Raw genomic sequence first — 24534 nt, forward strand, 5'->3', positions numbered from 1 at the left:
GCTTACGCCATATGAAAACGCCCACCCAGTTCAACGCGATCGACTTCGACAGCGCCAAGTTGCAGCGCCTGGGCTTTGGCCAGGCCTCGCCGCTCGTCGCGCGGCCGATCAGTCTGTCGCAGCTGCGCCAGCAACTTAACCAACAGTTACAGACCAGCCTGGAGCCACAACGCATCCTGGGTCTGTTTTTCCGTGAGGTTCAGCGCCTGGTGCCCCTGGATGCGTTGGCTTACCAGCACAAAACCAGCGATCTGCGCCTGGAATTCGGGCAACGCGGGCATCACACTCTCTGCTACAACCTGCGCCATGAAGGCGAAGACCTGGGTGAACTGGTGTTCCGCCGCAACCAGCGCTTTGCCGAATCGGAGCAGAGCGACCTCGAAGCCGCCATGTCAGCGTTGTTGTATCCGCTGCGCAACGCCCTGCTCTACCGCGCCGCCACGCAAAGCGCCCTGCGTGATCCGCTGACCGGCACCGGTAACCGAGTTGCCATGGACCAGACCCTGGCACGAGAGATCGACATGGCCCGGCGTCATTCGCAGCCCTTGTCACTGCTGATGCTCGACATTGATCATTTCAAACGGATCAACGACAGCCATGGGCATGGCGCCGGCGACGAGGTGCTCAGGGCGGTAGCCGAGTCGATCAAGACTGAGCTGCGCAACGTGGACATGGTGTTCCGGTTCGGCGGTGAAGAGTTCCTGATCCTGCTGGCCAACACCAGCCGGGAAGCCGCCGCCCTGATCGGCGAACGCCTGCGCTACGCCGCCCAAATCCAGGATTACTTTGCCGCGGGCACGAGGATTGAACTGACCGTCAGCCTGGGGTGTGCAACGCTGCTGCCGGGTGAGTCGGCGGAAAGCCTGTTGCGTCGGGCCGACAGTGCACTGTACGTAGCCAAGCGCGAAGGCCGCAATCGGTTGGCAATGGCGGGCTGAGGGATATTCTCAAAAAGCCCGCCTACGGCTATCGCGAGCAGGCTCGCTCCCACAGGGGGCGTGGGGCGCTGAGTAAATCAGTGTCTATCGCAGGCTCAATGTGGGAGCGGGCTTGCCGCGAAGGCGGCGGCACATCCGGCACCTTTGCAAGCAGCCCCACCGTTTTCGCGAGCAAGCCCGCTCCAACAGGAGTTGGGTGGCCGAACATATCTCTCGAAACAACTGTGGGAGCGAGCCTGCTCGCGATGAGGGCCTGGCGGTCAACCTCCCCGTTGACTGCACAACCCCCCTCGCAAGCTGACTCACTCCCACAGCAGATTACTTATTCCAAGCGTACCGAATCAGCTCCCGGCCAGCGCCAGGCGCTCGCGGTTGGCGGTGGTCTTGCCCACCGACTCCGCTTGTTCCAACTGCATGCACCGCTCCAGGAACAGATACATGTAGTCATAGCTCTTGCACACGGCCTGGCGCAGCTCGGTTTGCAGGGCCTTGCTCGGATTCATGCCACCCAGGGTGCAGATGATCTCCAGGGCTTCCCACGGATGAGCATCGTCGTATTGGGCATGCATCTTCAGCCATTTCATGGCCCGCTTGCGCTCTTCCTCAGGGAAGGCCGCCGCGTAGACGCCAGTAGAGCACACCAACGCCGACCACTCCCCGGTCGCGCCCTCGATGGCGTAGTTGGTCGCGGCGATGGCCACGATCAGCGAATCCGACGAGCTGGTGTGCCAGCACCAGTGGCTCAAAGCATGAAGCTCGGGCGGCACCTGCTGGGCTTGCAGCTCCTCCAGGGTCACGCCGTGGGCGGCGCTCCAATTGACCCAGTAGTCGGCATGGTTGAGTTCGACACGGATGTTGCGCATTAGCCAGCGACGCGCCATGTCCTCGCCAGGATGGCGGGCAAAGCGGGTCTTGGTGAGGTTCTGTGCCATGTATAAAGCGAACTGTTCTACGACCGGCCATCCCCCAATGAGGTAATGACGCATGGTCTTGGCGCTGAGCTTGTTATCGCGCATGCGCTGATACAGCTCGTGTTCGACAACCCGGCGCTTGCTCTCGCTGCAATCGGCAATGAGCTGTTGGGCCCATTTCGGATAGCTTGTGGCGTCCATGAGCGGGCCTGTTCGGTTGAATGTGTCGATCACTGTCGGGCTCCTTTTGATTGTGATTTTTTCCGGACCAACAAGAGTTTCAGCGGAACGTGCCGGGGGCCTTGAATAACAGCGGCTGGGGCCGGGCCGGCCTGCATGACAATGTGTCACAGGTAAACAATTGCGGACGCTCGATCACATACCCTTGGGCATAATCCACCCCGATCTCCAGCAATGCCTGCTCGATCTGGGTGGTTTCAACAAACTCGGCAATCGTACGCTTACCCATGACGTGGCCGATGTGATTGATCACCTCGACCATTGCACGGTTAATCGGGTCGTCCAGCATATCCTTTACGAAACTCCCATCGATCTTCAGGAAGTCTACAGGTAAATGTTTCAGGTAAGCGAATGAAGACATTCCGGCGCAAAAGTCGTCCAGCGAGAAGTAACAGCCCAAGCTCTTGAGTTCATTGATAAAGCGGATCGCACTGCCCAAATTCGCGATAGCGCTGGTTTCGGTAATTTCAAAACAAATCATTTCCGGCGGAATCGAATACGCCGCGAACTGTTTACGCAGGAAGTCGAGGAACGCCTGATCTCCGATAGTCGTGCCTGACAGATTGATCGCACACATCGCCATCGGTCCTTGGGGCGAATCATCCAGGCACTGGCGGATGATCCTGAATACATTTTCCACCACCCAACGATCGAGCGATGTCATCAGGCCATAGCGTTCCGCCGCGGGAATGAAGCTGTCCGGCAAGATCATCCGCCCGGCTTCATCGTGCAGGCGCAGCAGGATCTCGATATGCCCGCCGCCATGGTCACCCGGGCCCAAGGCAGCGATTTCCTGGGCATAAAGACAGAAGCGGTTTTCTTCCAGGGCCATGTGCAAACGCTGCACCCAGGCCATCTCGCCAAAACGCAGCGACAGTTCCGAGTCGTCGGCATGGTAGACCTGGACCCGGTTGCGGCCCTTCTCCTTGGCCATATAGCAGGCCATGTCGGCGGCACGCAGGGAGGCCTCCAGAGTGGTCGGCGCGTGGGCGATGTGCACCAGGCCGATACTCACTGTGGTCACGAATGGCCGGCCTTTCCAGACAAAGTGCAGGTTCTGCACGGTCTGGCGCAGCCCCTCGGCGATTTTTTCCGCCGCCTCGGGCGAACAGTTCTCCAGCAAGATACCGAACTCATCCCCGCCCAGCCGGGCCAGGGTGTCGTTTTCCCGCAGCCCCGACTGCAACAAGGCGCAGATATGACGCAACAGCTCATCGCCCGCCGCATGACCACAGGTGTCGTTGACTAACTTGAACTGGTCCAGGTCGAGGAACATCAAGGCATGCCGACCGGCCTGGCGCGAGAGATTATGCAAGGCCTGCTCGAGGCGATACTCGAACTCCCGGCGGTTGGCCAGGCCCGTCAAGGCATCATGGGTGGCCTGCCATGACAGGTTGGCGATGTACTGGCGCTCCTGGGTCATGTCGTGCAGCACCAGGACCGCGCCACTGACCTTGCCGGCATGACGGATCGGCGCCCCCACCAACGTCACCGACACGGTGCTGCCGTCCAGGCGCTGGATCAGCTTGGAATGCTCGCTGGCACCACTGAGGCGGCCGCTGAGGATGTGCTCGATCAGGGTCAGACCTTCGGCCTGTGCGTTGTCATCGAGCAGATTGAACAGCGCCCCCAGGGGCAACCCCGTGGCGTGTTCGGCCTTCCAATGGGTCATCGCCTCGGCGGCGGGGTTCATGTAGGCGATAGCGCCTTCGACGTCGGTGGTAATCACCCCATCGCCGATGGATTGCAAGGTAATCTGCGCCCGCTCTTTCTCCAACTGCAGCGCATTGGCGAATACCTGGCGCTGAGCCAGTAATTTGTGCGTGCGCAACAACGCCAGGACGATCAGACCCAGGGCGGTGGCAAAGTTGGTCACCAGCAGCAGCCGCAAGATGAAGCGCGACCCCTCCCCCAGTGCATCACTGAACGCCTTGGCCGCCGGGGTGACGGAGTCGTTGATGGCAAAGATCCGCGCTTTCCAGCCGCGGACGTCGGTTTGAGAAGCCGAGCCAGCGGTAATACTGCGGTGCATCTCCTGGGCGACATTATCCAGTTCGATCAGGTAACCGTCCCCCACCGTCCAAAGATCGATGGCTTCTTCCAGGTAACTGAAATGACGAAAGTTCAGGTACAGCCAGATCAGGCTGGCGACGTCGTCCGGGTGATTGCCACCCTTGAGGATGCCGGCCCTGGCCGCTTCCAGGTCCGGCGGCTCGCGGTCCAGCGCTACCCGCAGTTCATGACCGCCCTCGGGCACGGCGATGGCTTGCTGATACTTGCGAAAGATTACCTCGTCGCGACTGTCCGCATAGAGGTTGAGGTAATAGATGGCGTCTTTCTGGCCCTTGGACCAGAGACTTTCCCCCGCTACATAGCCGCGAACCGCAGACAACACATAAAGGCTGACGCCTCCCAACAGCGCCTGAAACAGGACGACGGCGATAAAAGGCCACACGATGCCCAACAACCGGGGGGTTCCGAGAGTCCGCGCTTGATTCATGAGTTCCCTGTATAGGCTCGTCGACCAGCCATCAGACCGATCATTCCAGCAAGACTAGGAGTAGCAGCAGTTCCCCGCAAGAGGTCATACAGGATTTAGCGTTGGGCCTGCCCGAATGCCTGAATCACCACCGGTGGCTGACAGTGAAAACCGCCAGAAAGGTTACAACCTGCCGCAAGTCCATACATATCTACCGCCCCTGATTCTCCTGGACTGATCGAATAAGAGCCCTCTGCGCTCCTCGCCATTTTTAGCGACTGGAGCTTCGTTAGTTATCAGGGACGTCACTATGCAGTCTTTACCCACTACTGATCTTTCATTACTTGACCAACGGCCATCCCATGTCCAGGTTCACCAAGGTCTGCTGGATGAATACGACGCGCTGTTGGCATTGATGCGAAACAATGAAACATCCCCAGACAGATTCGTCGACAAGCTGGTTACACCCAAGCCTCACTCACCCATGGCCCTGGAAAATGAAATCGGGCAGCGTGCATTACAGGCGCTGATCGAAGACAAGGCATACCAGGCACTGTGCGGCACGCTCAATGCGTTACACGACACACTGACGGTCACGCTGAAAGAGGGCAGAGTCTTTTACTCGGCACGCCAGAAGAACGGTCCGGACATTGTCCAGCTTGAACTCGACAAGAAGCCTGCTTTAAGTGAGTTACTGAAAGGCATTGAAAAATCCGTCCTGAGACTGGCGGGAAAGATCCGCTTCGACGGCCGGTTCTCACTGATCAGAATGACCCGATTCTATGGGATCGCCCCTTGGGATCCGCAAGACGCCGCACAACGCCAAGCCACGATCGATGCATTGGAGGAGCAACGTGCTCGCCATTCGCTGGGACTGTGGCATGGCGTAAATTTCGACGAACCGAGCCAAGAGCCAACGGCCGCGCAGGCCTTGGTCGACAGTCAGATCATCGGTACGGTGGGCCAATTGCTCCCCCCATCGCAGACGTCCTTGCTGGCTTACCTCGACTCCGTCGATATCGGCAACCTGTCAGCGACAACGGTCCGCGCGAAACCGTCGATGTACCTCGAAACGATCCTGCAATCTGCAAAAGCCCAGGCGTTGGCAAACAAACTGCTGCAAGCTCTGGGTTGGTACGGCGGCCAGGCCGGCGAAGAAACCGCTCCGCAAATACGCTACCAGTTGCTGATCAAGACCCTTCGCCTGTGGATCACCTCGACAGGAACCGACAACCCGGACGGCATCGCCGGCTACCGTTGGCAAAAGTCGTCCAATTGGGGGAAAAGCTACCAGCAGATCCTGACCGCGTTCGAAGCCCACCTGGTCACGACAAAACGCGCCGCGTCCGCGAATGAATCCGTTCTGATTGCAGGCCTTTTCCTACCATTGTTCCCGGCAGAGTTCCAGGTTCGCGATATACCGCCGCAATTGCCCTACCGAAGCTCCACCGTTTGGGTGAATTTTGTCCATGGGGTCCATCTCGCCAAGGCCATTGATCCGCTGTTGCTGCAACGACTGAATTTCCAACAATTGGTCGATCTCCCTATCAGGCAGGCCGCAGAAGCAACGACTGAAGATTTGAAGCTGATCACGCTGACCCGACTGAAACCGATGCAGGAATGGGCGGTGACAAATGGCGTGCTTGCCTACAACGCCGACGCCAACTATACGACGCAAGACATGCAGGACGCCGCGCAGAAGCTCGACGCTGTAATCGACAGCCTGAACAGCGCCATCCGCTGGCTCGATAGTCCCCCGCCCGAAAGACTGAACATTGCCAAACTCAGAATGGCTCGGCTTTTTGGTGAAGGCCGTTTCGTGTCGGACGGTATAAAGCTGATCAAGGAAGCCGATGCTGCATACACCGGTACACAGTTACGCCTCATGGCCCCCATTGGTAAACGTGTGCCTGACGCCTATTCGTTTGTGGATGTCTATGCCTCCGGGCAGCTCTATGAAAGGAAATGGTTCTTTACTGGCCCGGATGGAAAATCTCCAACCGATCTCTGGTTGAAAATCGACGGTGATCGAACCGTACAGACGAATCTGTCGTGGCCGGAGCTATTTGCTATCCCTCCTGAGCGCAGAACATTGCCAGATATCGAGCAGACGTTCACGACTCACTTCAAGATCCACATCAATTGGATCAGGAGCGCCTATAGAACGCTGATCACTCATCTACTCGCTTCCCTTCCCTTGGCTGGTCGCCACCGCTTGGAATATGGGTCGGTCAAGATCTATACGTTAAGAAAAGCAACTACGGGTATTGAGGCGGCGAACGAAACACAAGACGACACGCTTTCCCTGCGGGCGCGTAATGGTTTCATCCTCTCAGCGACCCGGGACAATGAAACGTCCTACTTTGAACTCCTGCCCAAGGCGGGAATCATTCGATGCCGAACAGATGTCACTCCCCAGCATATTGGCGCAGAACCAAAGACAGAAAGGTGGAGAATCAGTCACGGTTCGTCCGTGACCGTGACCGTGGCAGGTCATAAAAGCCTCCCGTTCGACTGGGATGCCCATGAGAAAGGAACCGCTCCGCGCGCTGACGCAGAATGCCTCGCCATCATGGATCAACTGGGCGACACACTTGAACCGGTTGATAGCAACGATATCAACGCCCTGCCGTATACATTGGAATCGAAGACCACCCAAAGAATCACGCGGCACATCGCCCAGCACCTGCTGTTCCTGGATGAGAAAGCACTGCGCGATAGCTGTTATGGGGAGACCGAATTCGATCGTGAAGAAGCCAATCGCAAGAAAGTCCTCGAAGTGGCGAAGACGGTCGTGCCTTTCTGGAGCAGCATCGAAGACCTGAGTTCAGGAAGTCGTGAGCGACTGGCCAGGGGTGCGTTTGGTCTTTTCATTGATTTGGCCTCCTTCGTCCTTCCCATCGGAAAGTTCGCCTCAGGCTCATTGAAGCTGGTCAACACAGTAGGCAAATGGACCATCCGCGAAACACTTCCCGCCTTCGCGAAACTCACGGGCACCTTGCTCAATGCCACTCTGAACCCCCTCGATGGCATTCCAGGCTTGCTGCGTGCCGGTAGCCAAAGCGCGTACCGGCTCGGTAAGAGCGGTTATCTGAATCTCAAGACCTTGACCGGCAGAGCGGGACACTATGACTTTGTAAAGGGCACGAGCCAGGTCACTGATCCAGGACGATGGCGGCCTCTGCTGCCAAATGACCAACTCAGTACAGTACGAGGGGTTGATGATGTTCCGGTACGCAATATCGGCTCCTCGGATAGAACCGACTACCGCCTGATCGACCCGCTATCGTCCAGACCCTACGGCCCATCATTGACCGACGACTCGGACGAATTGTCGTTAGGACGCTCCTACTACAACTCGCGGGCCACGACCGACACCGAAGTCATCGTCGAAGTACCTGAAACAACGCGCGTGCGCGAACGGCTGGAAGTCGATGGCAACCGCACGCTTTATCTGGATGATGTTCCTTACCGGTTGAACAAGGGAGTCCTGCGCCGCGCCAGCCACCTGGATGCCAGTGAAATACTCCAGAAGCGCCCATGCCGGGTACGCCGCGCACCCGGTGAGGTGTGCAAGACAAAATATGTATTGCCAGGCAAGCCGGCCGAACGACCGCCTGCCGGGGAGTTTGAAACCGAACTGAGCTGGGCCCCCTGGTTTGGCGATACGACGCTCTATCCTTCCGTGCCGAAAACTGCCGACGAGCGTGCCCTGTTGGCGTTTGAAGGAAAGATCTATGAGCTCAAGGACGGTAAGCTCAACACCTACAAAGGACGACCCGAATGGATTGGCCTGAAGAGCAAAATTCCCATCCCCAGGGAAACGATCTGCGCGACAGTGGAGTTCCAGACCGGTCTGTATGGAGGAATCAAAGTCACCGGCACAGCAGAAAAAATCGACGATATACACGAGACGGGCGCGCTTATCATCCGCTCCATCGATGAAAAATATACGTACGTTTTCACGCGATTGAATTTCGACGACTACTACATGACGAAACTGTCCTCTACGGACAGCATCGAGTCCCCGCTTACTCTGAAGAAACTGGGGCCCGACGACCTGGTGCCAGGCTCTGTGGGTGAGGAACTGCATCGGGTGTACATCGGCTCACTGAATGCAAACAACGCCGCGAGGATTTACGGAAGAGAGCAGGTCGAACTGGCGCTGGACAAGATTGATGAAATTTCAATCCCTATCGGCGCACCGGACCACCCGCCTTCGAACATGAAGTGGGTGAAGGTCAATACCTACCCCGCAGAAGCCGTGTTGTTTGATCGCAGAACCCGCATGATTGTCTCTGACTTGCCCAACGGCGCCGCCGTATGGAAGCCCTCCAGGCAGGCGCCCGAAGCACTGCAAACGTCAACAGCGGACATTTTCAATGCGCTCTTTACAACTCCTTCCGGCGGCGCTTCCGCGCAATCGACCGTTCGAACAGTCACTATCCATGACGCCATGCTGGAGCTGCAAAAGATCCTCCCGACCCAGAATCAGAAGAACATTGCGTTCGCCAGCGTTACCACCACGTCGGGGCACAAGGAAATTTATGTCAGTGTCTCCGGCATCGAGGACTACACCCGGCATCTGCCACTGTTCAAGTCCAATAGCGGACTGACCGAGATCACAGTGGGTGATGTCACTTACTTCAATGTCGATGGGCTCAGGAACCCTATCGACCCGGCCGCCCTTAGCCTGAGTCCCGACGGCAAACTGCTGGCTATCCCCCACCTCATGGATGCTCCTGGCAGCTCGGACAGATTGAGTCGGATCACTTCCGGGGACAGTGAAAGCAAGTTGATTGGCTACCTCAGTGAAAAATATCCGGGCCCCGAAGACATTAAGTCAATCACCGTGGCGACCACCTTGCCGCCCTGCGAATCCTGTTCGATTGTCATGAAGGAGTTCGGCCATGAGCGCGGGGCCGATGCGCTGAACGTCATCTGGGGACAACGACGCAAGCGTCCGGCCGAAGAGATGAGCACCTCTACCGACTCGGACTGAACCTGCGTCATCAATGCTGTTGCAGGTGCCCATAGAGCCTGGCATAGAGGCCGCCATCAGCGATCAGCTGCTGGTGGCCGCCGTCCTCGGCGATCCGACCACCATCGAAGACCAGCACTCGGTCAGCCTGTTTTACGGCCGACAACCGATGAGCGATAACCAACGTGGTGCGGTTGCTCAGGAACCGGGCCAGCGCCTGGTGCAGGTTATATTCGGTGGCGGAGTCCAAGGCGGATGTCGCCTCGTCGAGAATGACGACTTTGGGCTCGGCCAACACCATGCGTGCAATCGCCAGGCGCTGGCGCTGCCCGCCCGACAGGCGCACCCCGGAACGCCCCACCACACTGTCCAGTCCCTGAGGCAAAGCGCGTACCGTGGAATCGAGCTGGGCGATTTCCAGCGCTCGCCAACAAGCGTCGTCGCCACACTCGCGGCCCATGGCAAGGTTGGCGCGTACCGTGTCGTTGAACAGCGCCGGGTGTTGCAGCACCACCGCGACGTTCTCCCGGATGGTGTCCAGGCCGATCTCTTGCTGCGTGGCCCCGCCAAAACGAATATTGCCTGACTGCGGCGTGTACAGCCCCAGCAACAGTTGCACCAGGGTGCTCTTGCCCCCGCCGCTGGCGCCAACGATGGCCACCTTCTCCCCCGGCGCGATGGACAGGTTCAGTTGGTTGAGCACCGGTTCCTCGCCGTAGCCGAAACTCAGGCCGTGGATGTCGATACCCACGGTGTCGCGCCCCTTGAACGGATCGATGCCACCGGCGTACTGAGGCTCGTCGGCTCGGGCCAGCAGCTCATTGATCCGGCTCAACGCACCGCCAGCCGCATAAAACGCGTATTGCAGATTCAGCAGCTGCTCGACGGGGCCGATCATGAACCAGAGGTAACTGAACACCGCCAGCATCTGGCCGATGGACAGGTCGGAAAACACCACGGTGAGCATGGCCGCGGCGCGAAAAATGTCGATACCGAACTGGAACAGCAGGCCACTGGCGCGGTTCGAGGCGTCGGTTTTCCACTGCGAGTTCACCGCATAGTCACGCACTTCACGGGCGCGCGCGCCCAACCGACCGAGAAAGTAGCCCTGGCGGTTGCCGGCGCGCACTTCCTGGATGGCGTCCAGGGTTTCGGTCAGGGCCTGGGTAAACCGCGAGGTGCTGTCGTTTTCCAGTTTCTTGAGGTGCTTGACGCGCTTGCCCAATTGCACCGTGGCGTAGATCACCAGCGGATTGAACAACAGGATCAGCAGTGCCAGCTTCCAATGCATCCACACAAGGATGCCGGCAGTGCCCACCAGCGTCAGCATCGCCACCAGAAAACGACTGAGGGTCTCGCCGATGAATTTGTCGAGAGTCTCCAGGTCGGTGACCAGGTGGGCCGCCACCGTGCCGCTGCCCAGGCTTTCGTATTCGCCCAGGGAGATACGCTTGAGACGCTCGATCAAGCGCACGCGAATGCGATAAACGATGTCCTTGGCCAGGCTGGCGAATAACCGCGCCTGCAGCACGTTGAAGAGCAAGGCAGCGCAGCGCAGCGCCAGGGTCACCAGCAGCATCAACCCGATGTAGCCGGCAGCCCGTTGCCAGCCGGTCGGCAACGCCAGGTCCATGATCTTCAAGGCTGCATCGCCGCGCCCCAGCAGCACTTCGTCCACCAACAGCGGCAGCAGCAATGGAATGGGTACGCTGCACAGCGTCGCCAGCACGGCCACGCCGTTGGCGATCCACAAGGCTTTTTTATGTTTGAAGGCCAGGCGACGGATTTGCGCCCAGCTCAATCGATCGATGTGCTGCGGGGCGGACGCGCCCTCGGGTCGGTCAGGCACAGGCGGCGCGCTCCAGCCAGCGCCCGAGCAAGGGCGACAACTGGCTCAGCGGCTGATAGCCGTTGGTGAGCAGGGCCAGTTGGCCGTCACGCTCGGCCAGCAGCGTCGGGAACCCGGCGATGCCCAAGTCCTGTACCCAGGTGAAATCCGCCGCGGTGGCCGCGTGTTGATCGGCGCGGTCGAACGCGGCGGCGAATTCGATGCGCGGCAAGCCGGCCTGTTCGGCCAGCTCCACCAGGACGCTGGCGTGAGTGACGTCGCGGCCTTGCACATAAAAAGCCTGCTGAATCAGTTTCACCAGGCCCCAGGCCAGGTCCGGCGCCAGGCTGCGAGCGGTGACCACCGCCCGGCACGCCGGTTCGGTGTCGTAGACAAAACCGTCCGGCAAGGCGCCTTCGAATTTGAAAGGCTGGCCGGTGGCCTGAGTCACGGCCTGCCAGTGTTCAAGAATGTAGCGCCGGGTCGTCGGCTCCAGCGCCGAACCACTGCCAGTGCGCAAACCGCCCACCACCAGATGCAGTTCGACGCCAGCGGCGTGCGCCTGCTCGACCAATGCGTCAGCCACTGGCGCGAAGCCCCAGCACCAGGAACACATCGGGTCCATCACATAGAGCAGGCGTGACGCCATGGGTTCAAGCCTCGGAAGATTGCTGCTTGTAGTTGTAGCCGATCGGGTGCGGCATGTTGCGAGCCTTGGCCAGCTCGATCTGCTTCTGCCGGTCGATAGCACTGCGTCGGGTTTTCTCACTCAGCTTGTCCCAGCAATGGGGGCAACTGATGCCGGGCACGTAGTGCTCGGAGGCACGGTCTTCGACACTGACGGGCGTGCGACAGGCGTGACATTGATCATAGTCGCCCTCGCTGAGGTCGTGGCGAACCGTCACGCGGTTGTCGAACACGAAGCAGTCACCGCGCCACTTGGTTTGTTCCTGGGGCACCTCTTCGAGGTATTTCAGGATACCGCCCTTGAGGTGATAGACCTCGTCAAAGCCCTGACTGAGCATGTAGCTGGAGGCTTTTTCACAGCGAATGCCACCGGTGCAGAACATCGCCACTTTCTTATGTTTGGCCGGATCGAAATTGGCCTTGATGTAATCGGGAAACTCGCGAAAGCTGGTGGTCTTCGGGTCGATGGCGCCTTCGAAGGTGCCGATGGACACTTCGTAATCATTGCGAGTGTCGATCAACAGCACCTGCGGATCGCTGATCAGCGCGTTCCAGTCCTGCGGCTCGACATAGGTGCCGACCTGCTTGTTCGGGTCCACGCCTTCGACGCCCAGGGTGACGATTTCTTTCTTGAGCTTGACCTTGGTGCGATAGAACGGCTGTTCGTCGCAGTACGATTCCTTGTGGTCGATGTCGACCATGCGCGGATCGTTGCGCAGCCAGGCCAGCAGGCCGTCGATGCCCTCGCGGGTACCGGACACCGTGCCGTTGATGCCTTCATGGGCAATCAGCAAGGTGCCTTTGATGCCATTGTCGAGCATGGCCTGAAGCAAAGGCTCACGCAGCTCGACGTAATCTTCAAGGGTGACGAACTTATACAGTGCCGCCACGACAATGGGTTGTGTCATGGGTGTTTCTCCAGGTGGCTACCCTCGCAAAGGGTGAACCGGATGCGAAAAAAAACGCGCCGGGTCAGCGGCGCGTTGCGGATTCTAACAAATACACGGTGGCTTTAGGAGCACACCTGTGGCGAGGAGAGCTTGCTGTGGCGAGGGAGCTTGCTCCCGCTCGGCGGCGAAGCCGTCGCCTGCGTCATTTCAGGGGGACCGCTTCGCGGTCCAGCGGGAGCAAGCCCCCTCACCACGCAAAGCGCTTCACCACTGCACGCTCCCTGCCACAGCGCCTGAATCAGTGCTTACTGCCACCGGCACAAGTCGGCGAGGCCGGGGCCGCATCGACCTGGGCCCATTCTTCGGGGGTGTAGGTGTGCAGCGCCAACGCATGGAACTCGCCCATCAGCTCGCCCAGCGTGCCGTAGACCTTCTGGTGGCGCTTGACGCGATTGAGCCCCTCGAACTGCCGGCTGACCACCACGGCCTTGAAGTGGGTCTGTAGCCCACGGCTGTGCATGTGGCTTTCATCCAGCACTTGCAGATGCTCGGGCTGCAACAGCCCGAGGGTCGATTCGATGCGTTGTTGCATGCTCATACCGGGCTCCGCTTACGGCTTTTTCTTGGCTGGGGCGGCGGCTTTTGGCTCAAGCTCGGCGGTCATGTCGGCCAGCAGCTTGTTGACCACCGGCACCGCGCTTTCAAGCTTGGCCTGGGTCAGTTGGGCGGATTGCTGGGTCAGCTGCGGCATCTTCTCCAGCACCTTCTTGCCCAGTGGCGACTGGTAGAACGCTACCAGGTCCTTGAGCTCCGATTCGCTGAAGTTGCTGGTGTAGAGCTTGACCATGTCCGGCTTGAGCTTGTTCCAGCCGATGGCCTGGTCCAGGGCGGCATTGGCCTTGGCCTGGTAGGTTTCCAGGGTGGCTTTCTTCGATTCGGGGGCCTTGGTCTGTTCGAAGCGCTGGGCAAACATCTGTTGCACCTGCATATATACCGGGGTGCCCAGCTTGTCGGCGTGCGCCAGGGTCAGGAACGCTTCGGCGCTGGCGTTGTGGCTGGCGGTATCGGCGAAAACAGGGCCGCTGGCACACACCAGAGCAACTGCGGTACAGATGGCACGAAGACGGGTCATCGAGTTTCCTTTCATAACAGGCGAGGTAAAACCCCAAGGGCGACCATTCTGCGCCTAAAAAACGCCGGGGCTCAACCCTCAGGCTTGCCGGGCCCGATTGACGGGCCCGACCCACCACTCCTAAATTGAAGGACGATTGAAGGAACCGGCGCAGCCCGTCAGGGCCTAAACTGCGCATTCAGCCCTTGAAGGAGTTTGACCCGATGAGCCGTATCGAAACCGACAGCCTTGGCCAGGTTGAAGTCCCGGAGCAGGCCTACTGGGGCGCCCAGACCCAGCGCTCGATGATCAACTTTGCCATCGGCGAGGAGCGTATGCCGCTGTCGGTGCTGCATGCCCTGGCGCTGGTCAAGAAGGCCGCCGCCCGCGTCAATGACCGCAATGGCGACCTGCCCGCCGACATCGCCCGCCTGATCGAACAGGCCGCCGACGAAGTGCTGGCGGGCCAGCATGACGACCAGTTCCCGCTGGTGGTCTGGCAGACCGGCAGCGGCACCCAGAGCAACATGAACGTCAACGAAGTCATCGCCGGCCGTGCCAACGAGCTGGCAGGCAACCCTCGTGGCGGCAAGAGCCCGGTGCACCCCAACGATCATGTCAACCGCTCCCAGAGCTCCAATGACTGCTTCCCGACCGCCATGCACATCGCGGCGGTCCAGGCGGTCTATCAGCAACTGCTACCGGCCATCGCCGAATTGTCCGGTGGCCTGGCGGAACTGGCGGCGCGCCACATGAAACTGGTCAAGACCGGCCGCACCCACATGATGGACGCCACGCCGATCACCTTTGGCCAGGAGTTGTCGGCGTTCATTGCCCAGCTCGACTATGCCGAACGGACCATCCGCGCGGCGCTGCCGGCGGTCTGCGAGCTGGCCCAGGGCGGTACGGCGGTGGGCACCGGGCTCAATTCGCCCCATGGCTTTGGCGAAGCGATTGCCGCCGAGCTGGCAGCGCTGTCGGGCCTGCCGTTTGTCACCGCGCCGAACAAGTTTGCCGCGCTGGCCGGCCACGAACCCCTGACTGCACTGTCCGGCGCGCTGAAAACCCTGGCCGTGACCCTGATGAAAATCGCCAACGACCTGCGCCTGCTGGGCTCGGGTCCACGCGCAGGGTTCGCCGAGGTGAAACTGCCGGCCAACGAGCCGGGCAGTTCGATCATGCCGGGCAAGGTCAACCCGACCCAGTGCGAAGCCTTGTCGATGCTCGCCTGCCAGGTCCTGGGCAACGACGTGACCATCGGGTTCGCCGCCAGCCAGGGCCATCTGCAATTGAACGTGTTCAAGCCGGTGATCATCCACAACCTGCTGCAATCGATCCGTCTGCTGGCCGACGGCTGCAGCAACTTCCAACAACATTGCATTGCCGGGCTCGAGCCGGATGCCGGGCAGATGGCCGCGCACCTGGAGCGCGGATTGATGCTGGTGACCGCGCTGAACCCGCATATCGGCTACGACAAATCGGCCGAGATTGCCAAGAAAGCCTACAGCGAGGGCCTGACCCTGCGCGAAGCGGCCTTGCAGCTGGGCTATCTGACCGATGAAGAATTCGATGCCTGGGTAAGGCCGGAGAATATGCTGGAGGCGGGTAGCCAGGGCTGAGTGTGGCGTGACTGACGGGCCCTCATCGCGAGCAGGCTCGCTCCCACAGGAGATCCCACTCGGACACAAAATAAGTGCGCGCTGAAGATCCAAATGTGGGAGCGAGCCTGCTCGCGATGGGGCCAGTGGGTTTGACATCTTCTGCGCCTGCCATACCTCCATCGCGAGCAAGCCCGCTCCCACAGGGGAACGGTGCCCCCTATCGTTCTACAACCATCCGCTGCCGTCGGGCCCTGAGTCCGGCGATCAGCGACGGCCCCAGCGCAACCAGGGCCGACCCCAGCACCACCAACACCGCCCCGCCATACCCCAACAGGTTGATCTGCTCGGCATGCACGTAATCGGGCCACCACCAGGCCGCGATGGCTACGGCGGCGAAGGTCACCAACGGAGTGATCGCCAGCGTTGCGCTGACCCGCGAGGCTTCCCAATGGGCCAGGGCCTCGGCAAACGCGCCGTAGGCAATCAGGGTGTTGAGGCAACAAGCGAGTAACAGCCAACCTTGCAGCGGGCTCAGTTGCAGGGCCTCAAGCGGATGTACCCAAGGGGTGAGCAACAAAGCGCAGAACAGGTAGATCACCATCATCACCTGCAATGAATTCCACACCGTCAGCAATTGCTTCTGGCCCAGGGCGTAGAAGGTCCAGACCGTCGACGCCAGCAACACCAGCAGCACCCCGGCGGTGTACTCGCTCAGGGACGTCAGCAACTCAACGAGACGCTGGTTGAAAAACAGCGCGAAACCGATCAACAACACCGCCAGGCCGATGCCCTGCCCGACGCTGAAGCGCTCCTTGAACACGAACAGGCTGGCGACCAGCAACATGATCGGGCCCATCTGCACCACCAGTTGCGCCGTGCCGGGACTGAGGCGGTTGAGCCCCATCAGGTACAACACGTAGTTTCCCACCAGCCCGAGCACTGCCATCATCACCAGCCAGCCACCACGAGGCCCCAGCACCTTGCGACTGGGCAAGCGCCGGGTGGCCGCCAGGTAAATGAACAGCATGCCGCCCGACACCAGTAGGCGAAACCAGGTCACGGTCACTGGATCCATCACTTGCAGCACTTGCTTGAGCTTGATCGGCAGAATGCCCCACAACAATGCGGTCAACAGGGCGAGAAACAGGCCGTAGACCCAGCGACCGGACGAAATGTGCATGCAATCCTCGAAGCTCAAGACATGAGCGCCCATTCTAGGCATGGATCCGCAGGCACCACAGACACAGTTGGCGATTAAATTCGGAACGACGATGGCACATTGCCGCCTATCGGCTGGATAAGCAGCAATCGATGCCAGCGTCTACACTCCCATTCAGCCGACTCAGCCGCTTTATCTGGAGCCCCTTCATGCTTGGCAAACGTGCCCAGGACCCCGCCTCCGCGATGGTCTTCCCCAGTGACCGAATTTGCCGGATAAATGGCGAGTTCTACTTCAGTACCCGCGAAGGCACCCAGGAAGGCCCGTTCGTCAGTCGCGAGGCTGCCTTGCTCGAAGTCGAGGCGTACATCAAGCGGATGCTGCAGGTCGATAAGGTCGCCAGCTAGCCCCATTCGAAGGAACAACCCGTATCCCGCGGCGAAGGAGCTTGCTCCCGCTGGACCGCGAAGCGGTCCTCCTCACCTCCGACACTGCACCAATCAGGCCGGCGACTGCTTCGCAGCCGAGCGGGAGCAAGCTCCCTCGCCACGATGACCATAGCCTCGGCAATCAGCGGCTATGGCAATCCCCAGCCACAAAAAGCCAATCGGCTCGCCGTTACCTCACCGCCTCGAACAACCCCGTCGCCCCCATCCCGCCGCCCACGCACATGGTCACGATGCCATAGCGCAGGTTGCGCCGCTGCAGTTCGCGCACCAGATGCCCGACCTGCCGCGAGCCGGTCATGCCGAACGGGTGGCCGATGGAGATCGAGCCGCCGTTGACGTTGTACTTCTCAGGATCGATTTCCAGCCGATCACGGCTGTACAGGCACTGGGACGCGAACGCCTCGTTGAGCTCCCACAGGTCGATATCGGCGATCTGCAGCCCCTTGGCCTTGAGCAGTTTCGGCACCGAGAACACCGGGCCGATACCCATCTCGTCCGGCGCGCAACCGGCCACGGTAAAGCCACGGAAGAATGCCTTGGGCTTGAGCCCCAGCGCCTGGGCTTTTTCCAGGCTCATCACCAGGGTCATCGAAGCCCCGTCGGACAATTGCGAAGAGTTACCCGCCGTCACCGAACCGTCTTCGGCAAACACAGGCTTGAGGCCAGCGAGGCTTTCATAGGTGGTGTCCGGACGGTTGCAGTCATCGCGGTCCACCACGCCTTCGAGAATCCGCACCGCGCCAGTGTCCTTGTCCTCGACCTTGTACTTGACCGTCATCGGGATGATTTCGTCATTGAACAGGCCAGCCGCCTGGGCCTTGGCGGTGCGTTGCTGGCTCTGCAGAGCGTAGCGGTCCTGCGCCTCGCGACTGACCTGATAACGGCGGGCGACGATTTCGGCGGTCTGGCCCATGGGGAAATAGATCCCCGGCACCTGCTCCTTGAGCAGCGGGTTGATCAGGTTGTCGGTGTTGACGCTTTTAAGCGTCAGGCTGATGGATTCCACGCCACCGGCGACGATGATGTCACTGCAACCGGAGGCGATCTGGTTGGCCGCGATGGCGATGGCTTGCAGGCCCGAGGAACAGAAGCGGTTGAGGGTCATGCCGGCGGTGCCGATGCCCAGTTGCGAGAGCACCGCTACGTTGCGACCGATGTTGTAGCCCTGGGCGCCCTCGTTGGACCCGGCACCGACAATACAATCCTCGACGCTGGCCGGACTGATGTCATGGCGCGCCAGCAGCGCGTTGACACAATGCGCCGCCATGTCGTCCGGACGGGTGATGTTGAACTTGCCGCGAAAAGACTTGGCCAGGCCGGTTCGCACGCTGTCGACGATTACCACTTCACGCATGGCTGTTCCTCATTGTTGGGTCGGTTAAGTGGAACCGAGCATAGGTCCACTGCATAACCGACCGCGACAATCATTCACCCCGCGTATGCGTCCCCATCGTCTCAGTGCTTGCCTTTTCCTTTACGGGCCTGTTTATCGCTGCGTTCAAAAGCCGCCTCCAGCGCCTGGTTGAGGGTGCGCAACACCTTGACCCGGGCCCAACGCTTGTCGTTAGCCTCCACCAGCGTCCACGGGGAAATCTCGGTGCTGGTGCGATCGACCATGTCGCAGACCGCCGACCGGTAGGCGTCCCACTTGTCGCGGTTGCGCCAGTCGTCTTCAGTGATCTTGAAGCGTTTGAACGGGACCTCCTCGCGCTCCTGGAATCGCTCCAGCTGAGTCTGCTTATCGATCGCCAGCCAGAACTTGACCACCACCACGCCGGCATCGGCAATCTGCTCCTCGAAATCATTGATCTCGCCGTACGCCCGCTGCCAGTCGGCCCGACTGCAAAAGCCTTCGACCCGCTCCACCAGCACCCGGCCATACCAGGAACGATCGAATACGGTGAACTTGCCCCGCGCCGGAATGTGCCGCCAGAACCGCCACATATAGGGATGGGCGCGCTCCTCTTCAGTGGGCGCGGCAATCGGCACGATGCTGTACTGGCGCGGGTCGAGGGCCGCCGCGACCCGCCGGATCGCCCCGCCCTTGCCCGCCGCATCGTTGCCTTCGAACACCGCTACCAGGGCGTGCCGGCGCATGCGTTTGTCCCGCAACAGACCGGCGAACCGCGCCTGCTCGGTGATCAGCTGCTCTTCGTAATCGTCCTTGTCCAGGCGCAAGGTCATGTCCAGGCTGTCGAGCAGCGTGACCTGGTCATCCAGCGGCGGCAGCGGTGCCACGCTGGTCTTCTGCGGCTTGATCTTCGCCCGGTCCAACGCCTGGCGCAGGCCTTCGACCAGGATCCGCCCAACGGTAAGGCTGCGATAGCAACTGTCCACGCCTTCGATCACATGCCATGGCGCGTAATCGCGACTGGTGCGGCGCAATACCCGTTCGCCGTATTTGACAAACTTGTCGTAGGTCTGGGACTGCTGCCAGTCCAACGGGCTGATGCGCCAACTGTGCAGCGGGTCATCCTTGAGGCTCTTGAGCCGGGCCTTCATCTGCTTCTTGGACAGATGGAACCAGAACTTGAAGATCAGCGCGCCTTCATCGCAGAGCATTTTTTCCAGGCGCTCCGCCGCGTTGATCGCCTGGTCGAGGCGCGGGTCCTTGAACTCGCCATGCACCCGCCCCTGCAACATCTGGCTGTACCAGTTACCGAAGAAAATCCCCATGCGCCCCTTTGCCGGGAGCATCCGCCAATAGCGCCACGCCGGTGGCCGCGCCAGTTCTTCGTCGGTCTGCTGGTCGAATGTACGCACTTCGATCAGCCGCGGGTCCATCCACTCATTGAGCAACTTCACCGTCTCGCCCTTGCCCGCGCCTTCGATACCGTTGATCAACACAATCACCGGAAACCGGCCCTGCTGCTGCAATTCGAACTGGGCCTCGAGCAGCGCTTCACGCAACGCCGGGACCTCGGCCTCGTACGTATCTTTATCAATGAAATGACCGATTTCAGCGGATTCGAACATGGACAGCTCCTTCCAGGGAATGGGGCAAGACTAGCGGATTGGACGCGGCGCAGTGCAGCAGATTCCATACGGATCGACGCGCCCTTGCTTTGGATCAGGCAAGCGCAGACCGATCGGCTAGAATGGCCCTCCCGTTCGCACCGAGCCCACCATGCCACCCATCCAGCACCACGCCCAACTCGACTGGGACGAACACGGTCGCCCGCGCTCGCGGGTATTCGACGATGTGTATTTTTCCGACCAGTCAGGGCTGGAAGAAACCCGCTACGTGTTCCTCGAACAGAACAATCTGGCCGAGCGCTTCGCGGCGCTGCCGGAGAATGGACGGTTGGTGATCGGCGAAACCGGGTTCGGCACCGGCTTGAATTTTCTCTGCGCCTGGCAGCTGTTCGAACAATGCGCACCGGCCGGCGCGCGGCTGCACTTTGTCAGCGTCGAGAAGTTTCCCCTGAGCCCGCAAGACCTGCAGCGGGCCCTGGCATTGTGGCCGGAACTCAAGCTGCAAGCCGACCAATTGCTCGCACAGTACATAGCGATCCACCCGGGATTCCAGCGCCTGACCTTGGCCGATGGCCGAGTGACGCTGACCTTGTTGATCGGCGATGCACTGGAGCAATTGCCGCAGCTGGACGGGCAGATCGACGCGTGGTTCCTCGACGGCTTCGCCCCGGCCAGGAATCCTGAAATGTGGACCGCCGAGCTGTTCGCCGAACTGGCCCGGCTGGCGGCCCCCGGCGCGACTCTCAGCACCTTCACCAGCACCGGCTGGGTGCGCCGCTTGCTGAACGCGGCAGGCTTCAAGATGAAGCGCACGCCGGGCATCGGCCATAAATGGGAGATCCTGCGCGGTGTGTTTCTCGGCTGGCCGGAGCAGACCCCGGCGCCGGTTTCGGCGAAGCCCTGGTACGCCCGCCCCACCGCGCCGAGCGGCGATCGCCGGGCATTGGTGATCGGCGGCGGACTGGCCGGTTGCGCCAGTGCGGCGAGTCTCGCGGCCCGGGGTTGGCAGGTCACCCTGCTGGAGCGCCACGCCGCGCTGGCGCAAGAAGCCTCCGGCAATCCCCAGGGCGTGCTGTACCTGAAGCTGTCCGCCCACGGCACAGCGTTGTCGCAGATGATCCTCAGCGGCTTCGGCTATACGCGACGCCTGCTCGAGCACCTGCAACGGGGTATCGACTGGGACGGCTGCGGGGTGTTGCAGCTGGCCTTCAACCAGAAGGAGGCCGAGCGCCAGGCGCAACTGGCCGCTGCATTTCCAGCCGACCTGTTGCACGGCCTGGATCAACCCGAAGCCCAAGCCCGATCCGGAATCGGCCTGACGTGTGGCGGACTGTTTTATCCCGAAGGCGGCTGGGTCCATCCGCCAGCGTTGTGTGCCTGGCAAGCCTCGGGTTCGGCGATTGAAGTGCTTCCCCACCACGAAGCCCTGGAACTGCGCCGCGTGGATGGCCAGTGGCAGGCCTGGGATAACGAACGCTGCCTCGCCAGCGCCCCTGTGGTCATCCTCGCCAGCGCCGCTGAAATCAAACGCTTCGAGCCGGCCGCCGAGCTGCCGCTCAAGCGCATTCGCGGGCAAATCACCCGCCTGCCGCAAACCGCTCGCAGCCAGGGCCTGGCGACGGTGGTCTGCGCCGAAGGCTACGTGGCTCCGCCGCGGCTGGGCGAACATACACTGGGCGCGAGCTTCGATTTCCACAGTGACGACCTGACACCCACCGCCGCCGAACACGCCGGCAACCTGCAAATGCTTGAAGAAATATCAATGGACTTGGTACAGCGCCTGGACGCCGATGCCCTGGACCCGAAACGCTTGGAAGGCCGTGCGGCATTTCGCTGCACCAGCCCCGACTACCTGCCGATCCTCGGGCCCTTGGCCGACCGCCAGGCCTTTACAGAGGTCTACTCGGCCTTGAGCAAGGACGCCCGCCAGGTTCCAGACCAGCCCTGCCCCTGGCTCGATGGCCTGTACATCAACAGCGGCCATGGCTCGCGCGGCCTGATTACCGCGCCCTTGTCCGGCGAGCTGATCGCCGCCTGGCTCGACAACGAGCCCCTGCCCTTGCCCCGCAGCGTGGCCGAGGCCTGCCACCCGAACCGGTTTGCGTTGCGGGCGCTGGTCCGCGGCAAGTCCTGAGCCCGATTGCCGACACGCCACGAACCCTGTGGGAGCGAGCTTGCTCGCGATAGCGATGTGTCAGGTAACCAAGATGCAGCTGATCTACCGCTATCGCGAGCAAGCTCGCTCCCACAAGGAAGCCCGGCTGGACACGCGCGATAGCGGGATTTCAGCCAACCAAGATGCAAGCTGACCCACCGCCATCGCGAGCAGGCTCGCTTCCACAAGGGTAGTGCTGCTCTATTGGTTGGTACTGCGGAGCAGACAGCCCCACCCGTCGGCTTATAACGCATCGATATAAAACTCGCGGCATTCCCCCCGGTCAGTTTCAGAGTACCCGCCATTTCGGCGCGGTGTCTGACCCCTCCCCAACGGAAAAACCGGTAAGGACTTATGTGCGGATTAGCTGGAGAGTTACGTTTCGATCAACAACCTGCGGACCTTGCGGCCGTAGAGCGAATCACCCATCACCTGGCCCCTCGCGGCCCTGACGCCTGGGGTTTTCATAGCCAGGGGCCGATTGCCCTCGGTCATCGCCGCCTCAAGATCATGGACTTGTCCGACGGCTCGGCGCAGCCGATGATCGACAATCAACTGGGCCTGTCCCTGGCCTTCAATGGCGCGATCTACAACTACCCGGAACTGCGGGCAGAACTCGAAGCCCTGGGCTACAGCTTCTATTCCGGTGGTGACACCGAAGTCTTGCTCAAGGGCTACCACGCCTGGGGCGAAGCGCTGCTGCCCAAACTCAACGGCATGTTCGCCTTCGCCATCTGGGAGCGCGACGCCAAGCGATTGTTCATCGCCCGTGACCGCCTCGGTGTCAAACCGCTGTACCTGTCGCGCACCGGCCAGCGGTTGCGCTTTGCCTCCGCGTTGCCGGCGCTGCTCAAGGGCGGTGACATCAGCCCGATGCTCGACCCGGTCGCGCTCAATCACTACCTCAATTTCCATGCGGTGGTCCCGGCGCCGCGCACGTTGCTGGCAGGCGTTGAAAAACTGCCGCCGGCGACCTGGATGCGGATCGAAGCCGATGGCACCACCGAGCAGAAAACCTGGTGGACCCTGCCCTACGGCCCCCACGCCGACGAACAGAACCTGAACCTGGAAGACTGGATCGACCGCGTGCTGGACAGCACCCGCGAAGCCGTCGCCATTCGCCAGCGCGCCGCCGTGGACGTCGGAGTGCTGCTGTCCGGTGGGGTCGATTCGAGCATGCTGGTAGGCCTGCTGCGCGAAGTCGGTGTCGAAGACCTGTCGACGTTTTCCATCGGTTTCCAGGATGCCGGCGGGGAGCGCGGCGACGAGTTCCAGTATTCGGACCTGATCGCCAGGCACTACGGCACCCGTCACCATCAGTTGCGCATCGACGAAAAAGAGATCATCGAACAACTGCCGGCAGCGTTCCGCGCCATGAGCGAACCGATGGTCAGCCACGACTGCATCGCGTTCTACCTGTTGTCGCGGGAAGTGGCCAAGCACTGCAAAGTGGTGCAAAGCGGCCAAGGCGCCGACGAACTGTTCGCCGGTTACCACTGGTACCCGCAGGTGGATGGCGCCAGCGACCCCTACGCGGCCTACCGCGCGGCGTTTTTCGACCGCAGCTATGAAGAATATGCCGCCACCGTGCAGCCCCAGTGGTTGATCGACCATGATGCCGCGGGCGACTTCGTCAAAGAACATTTCGCCCAACCGGGCGCCGATGCGGCAGTGGACAAGGCCCTGCGCCTGGACAGCAGCGTGATGCTGGTGGACGACCCGGTCAAGCGGGTCGACAACATGACCATGGCCTGGGGCCTGGAAGCGCGCACGCCGTTCCTGGACTACCGATTGGTGGAACTCTCGGCCCGCGTCCCGGCGAAGTTCAAACTGCCCGACGGCGGCAAGCAGGTGCTCAAGGAAGCCGCACGCCGGGTGATTCCTGGCGAAGTGATCGACCGCAAGAAGGGCTACTTCCCAGTGCCGGGCCTCAAGCATCTGGAAGGCGACACGCTGGCCTGGGTCCGTGAACTGCTGCTGGATCCGAGCCAGGATCGCGGCCTGTTTAACCCGGCCATGCTCGACCGCCTGTTGTCGGACCCCAACGGCCAACTCACGCCATTGCGCGGCTCACGGCTGTGGCAACTGGCGGCGCTGAACCTGTGGCTCAGCGAGCAAGGAATCTGATT

16 protein-coding genes are annotated in these 24534 nt (G+C 60.9%); 6 read left to right on the plus strand and 10 right to left on the minus strand.

Translation table 11 applies throughout. From position 1 onward, the window contains the following. Positions 1 to 11: 11 nt before the first annotated feature. Entirely contained in the window at positions 12 to 938 is a 927-nt protein-coding gene (locus ACLEJQ_RS13340; RefSeq protein ID WP_440795654.1) for a GGDEF domain-containing protein, read from the plus strand. Positions 939 to 1279: 341 nt separating this feature from the next. On the opposite strand, the gene ACLEJQ_RS13345 is transcribed toward ACLEJQ_RS13340, so the two are convergent. After that, positions 1280 to 2050: a TenA family transcriptional regulator gene (locus ACLEJQ_RS13345; RefSeq protein ID WP_440795656.1), complete on the minus strand. Its 771-nt coding sequence runs from the start codon at positions 2048 to 2050 to the stop codon at positions 1280 to 1282. A 79-nt stretch (positions 2051 to 2129) separates the two neighbouring features. Then, a complete protein-coding gene (locus ACLEJQ_RS13350) occupies positions 2130 to 4589 on the minus strand; it encodes an EAL domain-containing protein (RefSeq protein ID WP_440795658.1) in 2460 nt (819 codons plus the stop codon). Positions 4590 to 4878: 289 nt separating this feature from the next. Here ACLEJQ_RS13350 and ACLEJQ_RS13355 point away from each other — a divergent pair, with 289 nt between their 5' ends. Continuing rightward, on the plus strand, positions 4879 to 9570 hold the full coding sequence (locus tag ACLEJQ_RS13355; protein WP_440795659.1) for a hypothetical protein: 4692 nt from the start codon (positions 4879 to 4881) through the stop codon (positions 9568 to 9570). Positions 9571 to 9580: 10 nt separating this feature from the next. Here the strand turns inward: ACLEJQ_RS13355 and ACLEJQ_RS13360 are convergent, their stop codons facing one another. From ACLEJQ_RS13360 to ACLEJQ_RS13380, 5 genes are all read right to left on the minus strand, one after another. Beyond that, positions 9581 to 11359: an ABC transporter ATP-binding protein gene (locus tag ACLEJQ_RS13360; protein WP_440795839.1), complete on the minus strand. Its 1779-nt coding sequence runs from the start codon at positions 11357 to 11359 to the stop codon at positions 9581 to 9583. 31 nt (positions 11360 to 11390) lie between these two features. After that, on the minus strand, positions 11391 to 11993 hold the full coding sequence (locus tag ACLEJQ_RS13365) for a DsbA family protein (protein WP_245138361.1): 603 nt from the start codon (positions 11991 to 11993) through the stop codon (positions 11391 to 11393). Between the two features lie 37 nt (positions 11994 to 12030). After that, complete coding sequence (gene trhO / locus ACLEJQ_RS13370) at positions 12031 to 12972, minus strand: oxygen-dependent tRNA uridine(34) hydroxylase TrhO (RefSeq protein WP_440795661.1); 942 nt, start codon at positions 12970 to 12972, stop codon at positions 12031 to 12033. A gap of 280 nt (positions 12973 to 13252) precedes the next feature. Continuing rightward, the gene (locus tag ACLEJQ_RS13375; RefSeq protein WP_440795663.1) at positions 13253 to 13552 is read right to left on the minus strand and encodes a BolA family protein; all 300 of its coding nucleotides are present in this window, start codon (positions 13550 to 13552) and stop codon (positions 13253 to 13255) included. Positions 13553 to 13564: 12 nt separating this feature from the next. Then, on the minus strand, positions 13565 to 14086 hold the full coding sequence (locus tag ACLEJQ_RS13380) for a DUF2059 domain-containing protein (protein ID WP_042732949.1): 522 nt from the start codon (positions 14084 to 14086) through the stop codon (positions 13565 to 13567). A gap of 203 nt (positions 14087 to 14289) precedes the next feature. On the opposite strand from ACLEJQ_RS13380, the gene ACLEJQ_RS13385 reads away from it, so the two are divergent. Further along, entirely contained in the window at positions 14290 to 15684 is a 1395-nt protein-coding gene (locus ACLEJQ_RS13385) for a class II fumarate hydratase (protein ID WP_440795665.1), read from the plus strand. 199 nt (positions 15685 to 15883) lie between these two features. Here ACLEJQ_RS13385 and ACLEJQ_RS13390 read toward each other — a convergent pair whose 3' ends face one another. Continuing rightward, positions 15884 to 16846, minus strand: a complete 963-nt coding sequence (locus ACLEJQ_RS13390; protein ID WP_440795667.1) for a DMT family transporter — start codon at positions 16844 to 16846, stop codon at positions 15884 to 15886. A 188-nt stretch (positions 16847 to 17034) separates the two neighbouring features. Here ACLEJQ_RS13390 and ACLEJQ_RS13395 point away from each other — a divergent pair, with 188 nt between their 5' ends. Then, positions 17035 to 17232: a DUF6316 family protein gene (locus tag ACLEJQ_RS13395; protein ID WP_440795669.1), complete on the plus strand. Its 198-nt coding sequence runs from the start codon at positions 17035 to 17037 to the stop codon at positions 17230 to 17232. Between the two features lie 211 nt (positions 17233 to 17443). On the opposite strand, the gene ACLEJQ_RS13400 is transcribed toward ACLEJQ_RS13395, so the two are convergent. Both ACLEJQ_RS13400 and pap read right to left on the minus strand, forming a co-directional pair. Further along, positions 17444 to 18628 (minus strand): thiolase family protein, encoded by a 1185-nt coding sequence (locus ACLEJQ_RS13400; RefSeq protein WP_440795671.1) that lies wholly within the window; start codon positions 18626 to 18628, stop codon positions 17444 to 17446. A gap of 101 nt (positions 18629 to 18729) precedes the next feature. Then, complete coding sequence (gene pap / locus ACLEJQ_RS13405) at positions 18730 to 20250, minus strand: polyphosphate:AMP phosphotransferase (protein ID WP_440795673.1); 1521 nt, start codon at positions 20248 to 20250, stop codon at positions 18730 to 18732. A 151-nt stretch (positions 20251 to 20401) separates the two neighbouring features. Between pap and mnmC the strand changes: the two genes are divergently transcribed. Further along, a complete protein-coding gene (gene mnmC, locus ACLEJQ_RS13410) occupies positions 20402 to 22384 on the plus strand; it encodes a bifunctional tRNA (5-methylaminomethyl-2-thiouridine)(34)-methyltransferase MnmD/FAD-dependent 5-carboxymethylaminomethyl-2-thiouridine(34) oxidoreductase MnmC (protein ID WP_440795675.1) in 1983 nt (660 codons plus the stop codon). Positions 22385 to 22759: 375 nt separating this feature from the next. Continuing rightward, complete coding sequence (locus tag ACLEJQ_RS13415) at positions 22760 to 24532, plus strand: N-acetylglutaminylglutamine amidotransferase (RefSeq protein WP_440795677.1); 1773 nt, start codon at positions 22760 to 22762, stop codon at positions 24530 to 24532. Positions 24533 to 24534: the final 2 nt, after the last annotated feature.

The sequence above is a fragment of the Pseudomonas sp. SMV71 genome (genome assembly GCF_052042015.1).
GTDB lineage: Bacteria > Pseudomonadota > Gammaproteobacteria > Pseudomonadales > Pseudomonadaceae > Aquipseudomonas.

What these genes read in the sequence shown, in the direction of transcription:
- ACLEJQ_RS13415 (WP_440795677.1), top strand. Translation starts at nt 22,760, where the DNA reads ATGTGCGGATTAGCTGGAGAGTTACGTTTCGATCAACAACCTGCGGAC.
- ACLEJQ_RS13350 (WP_440795658.1), bottom strand. Translation starts at nt 4,589, where the DNA reads ATGAATCAAGCGCGGACTCTCGGAACCCCCCGGTTGTTGGGCATCGTG.
- ACLEJQ_RS13375 (WP_440795663.1), bottom strand. Translation starts at nt 13,552, where the DNA reads ATGAGCATGCAACAACGCATCGAATCGACCCTCGGGCTGTTGCAGCCC.
- pap (WP_440795673.1), bottom strand. Translation starts at nt 20,250, where the DNA reads ATGTTCGAATCCGCTGAAATCGGTCATTTCATTGATAAAGATACGTAC.
- ACLEJQ_RS13400 (WP_440795671.1), bottom strand. Translation starts at nt 18,628, where the DNA reads ATGCGTGAAGTGGTAATCGTCGACAGCGTGCGAACCGGCCTGGCCAAG.
- trhO (WP_440795661.1), bottom strand. Translation starts at nt 12,972, where the DNA reads ATGACACAACCCATTGTCGTGGCGGCACTGTATAAGTTCGTCACCCTT.
- ACLEJQ_RS13385 (WP_440795665.1), top strand. Translation starts at nt 14,290, where the DNA reads ATGAGCCGTATCGAAACCGACAGCCTTGGCCAGGTTGAAGTCCCGGAG.
- ACLEJQ_RS13380 (WP_042732949.1), bottom strand. Translation starts at nt 14,086, where the DNA reads ATGACCCGTCTTCGTGCCATCTGTACCGCAGTTGCTCTGGTGTGTGCC.
- ACLEJQ_RS13355 (WP_440795659.1), top strand. Translation starts at nt 4,879, where the DNA reads ATGCAGTCTTTACCCACTACTGATCTTTCATTACTTGACCAACGGCCA.
- ACLEJQ_RS13395 (WP_440795669.1), top strand. Translation starts at nt 17,035, where the DNA reads ATGCTTGGCAAACGTGCCCAGGACCCCGCCTCCGCGATGGTCTTCCCC.
- ACLEJQ_RS13340 (WP_440795654.1), top strand. Translation starts at nt 12, where the DNA reads ATGAAAACGCCCACCCAGTTCAACGCGATCGACTTCGACAGCGCCAAG.
- ACLEJQ_RS13390 (WP_440795667.1), bottom strand. Translation starts at nt 16,846, where the DNA reads ATGCACATTTCGTCCGGTCGCTGGGTCTACGGCCTGTTTCTCGCCCTG.
- ACLEJQ_RS13345 (WP_440795656.1), bottom strand. Translation starts at nt 2,050, where the DNA reads ATGGACGCCACAAGCTATCCGAAATGGGCCCAACAGCTCATTGCCGAT.
- ACLEJQ_RS13365 (WP_245138361.1), bottom strand. Translation starts at nt 11,993, where the DNA reads ATGTGTTCCTGGTGCTGGGGCTTCGCGCCAGTGGCTGACGCATTGGTC.
- mnmC (WP_440795675.1), top strand. Translation starts at nt 20,402, where the DNA reads ATGCCACCCATCCAGCACCACGCCCAACTCGACTGGGACGAACACGGT.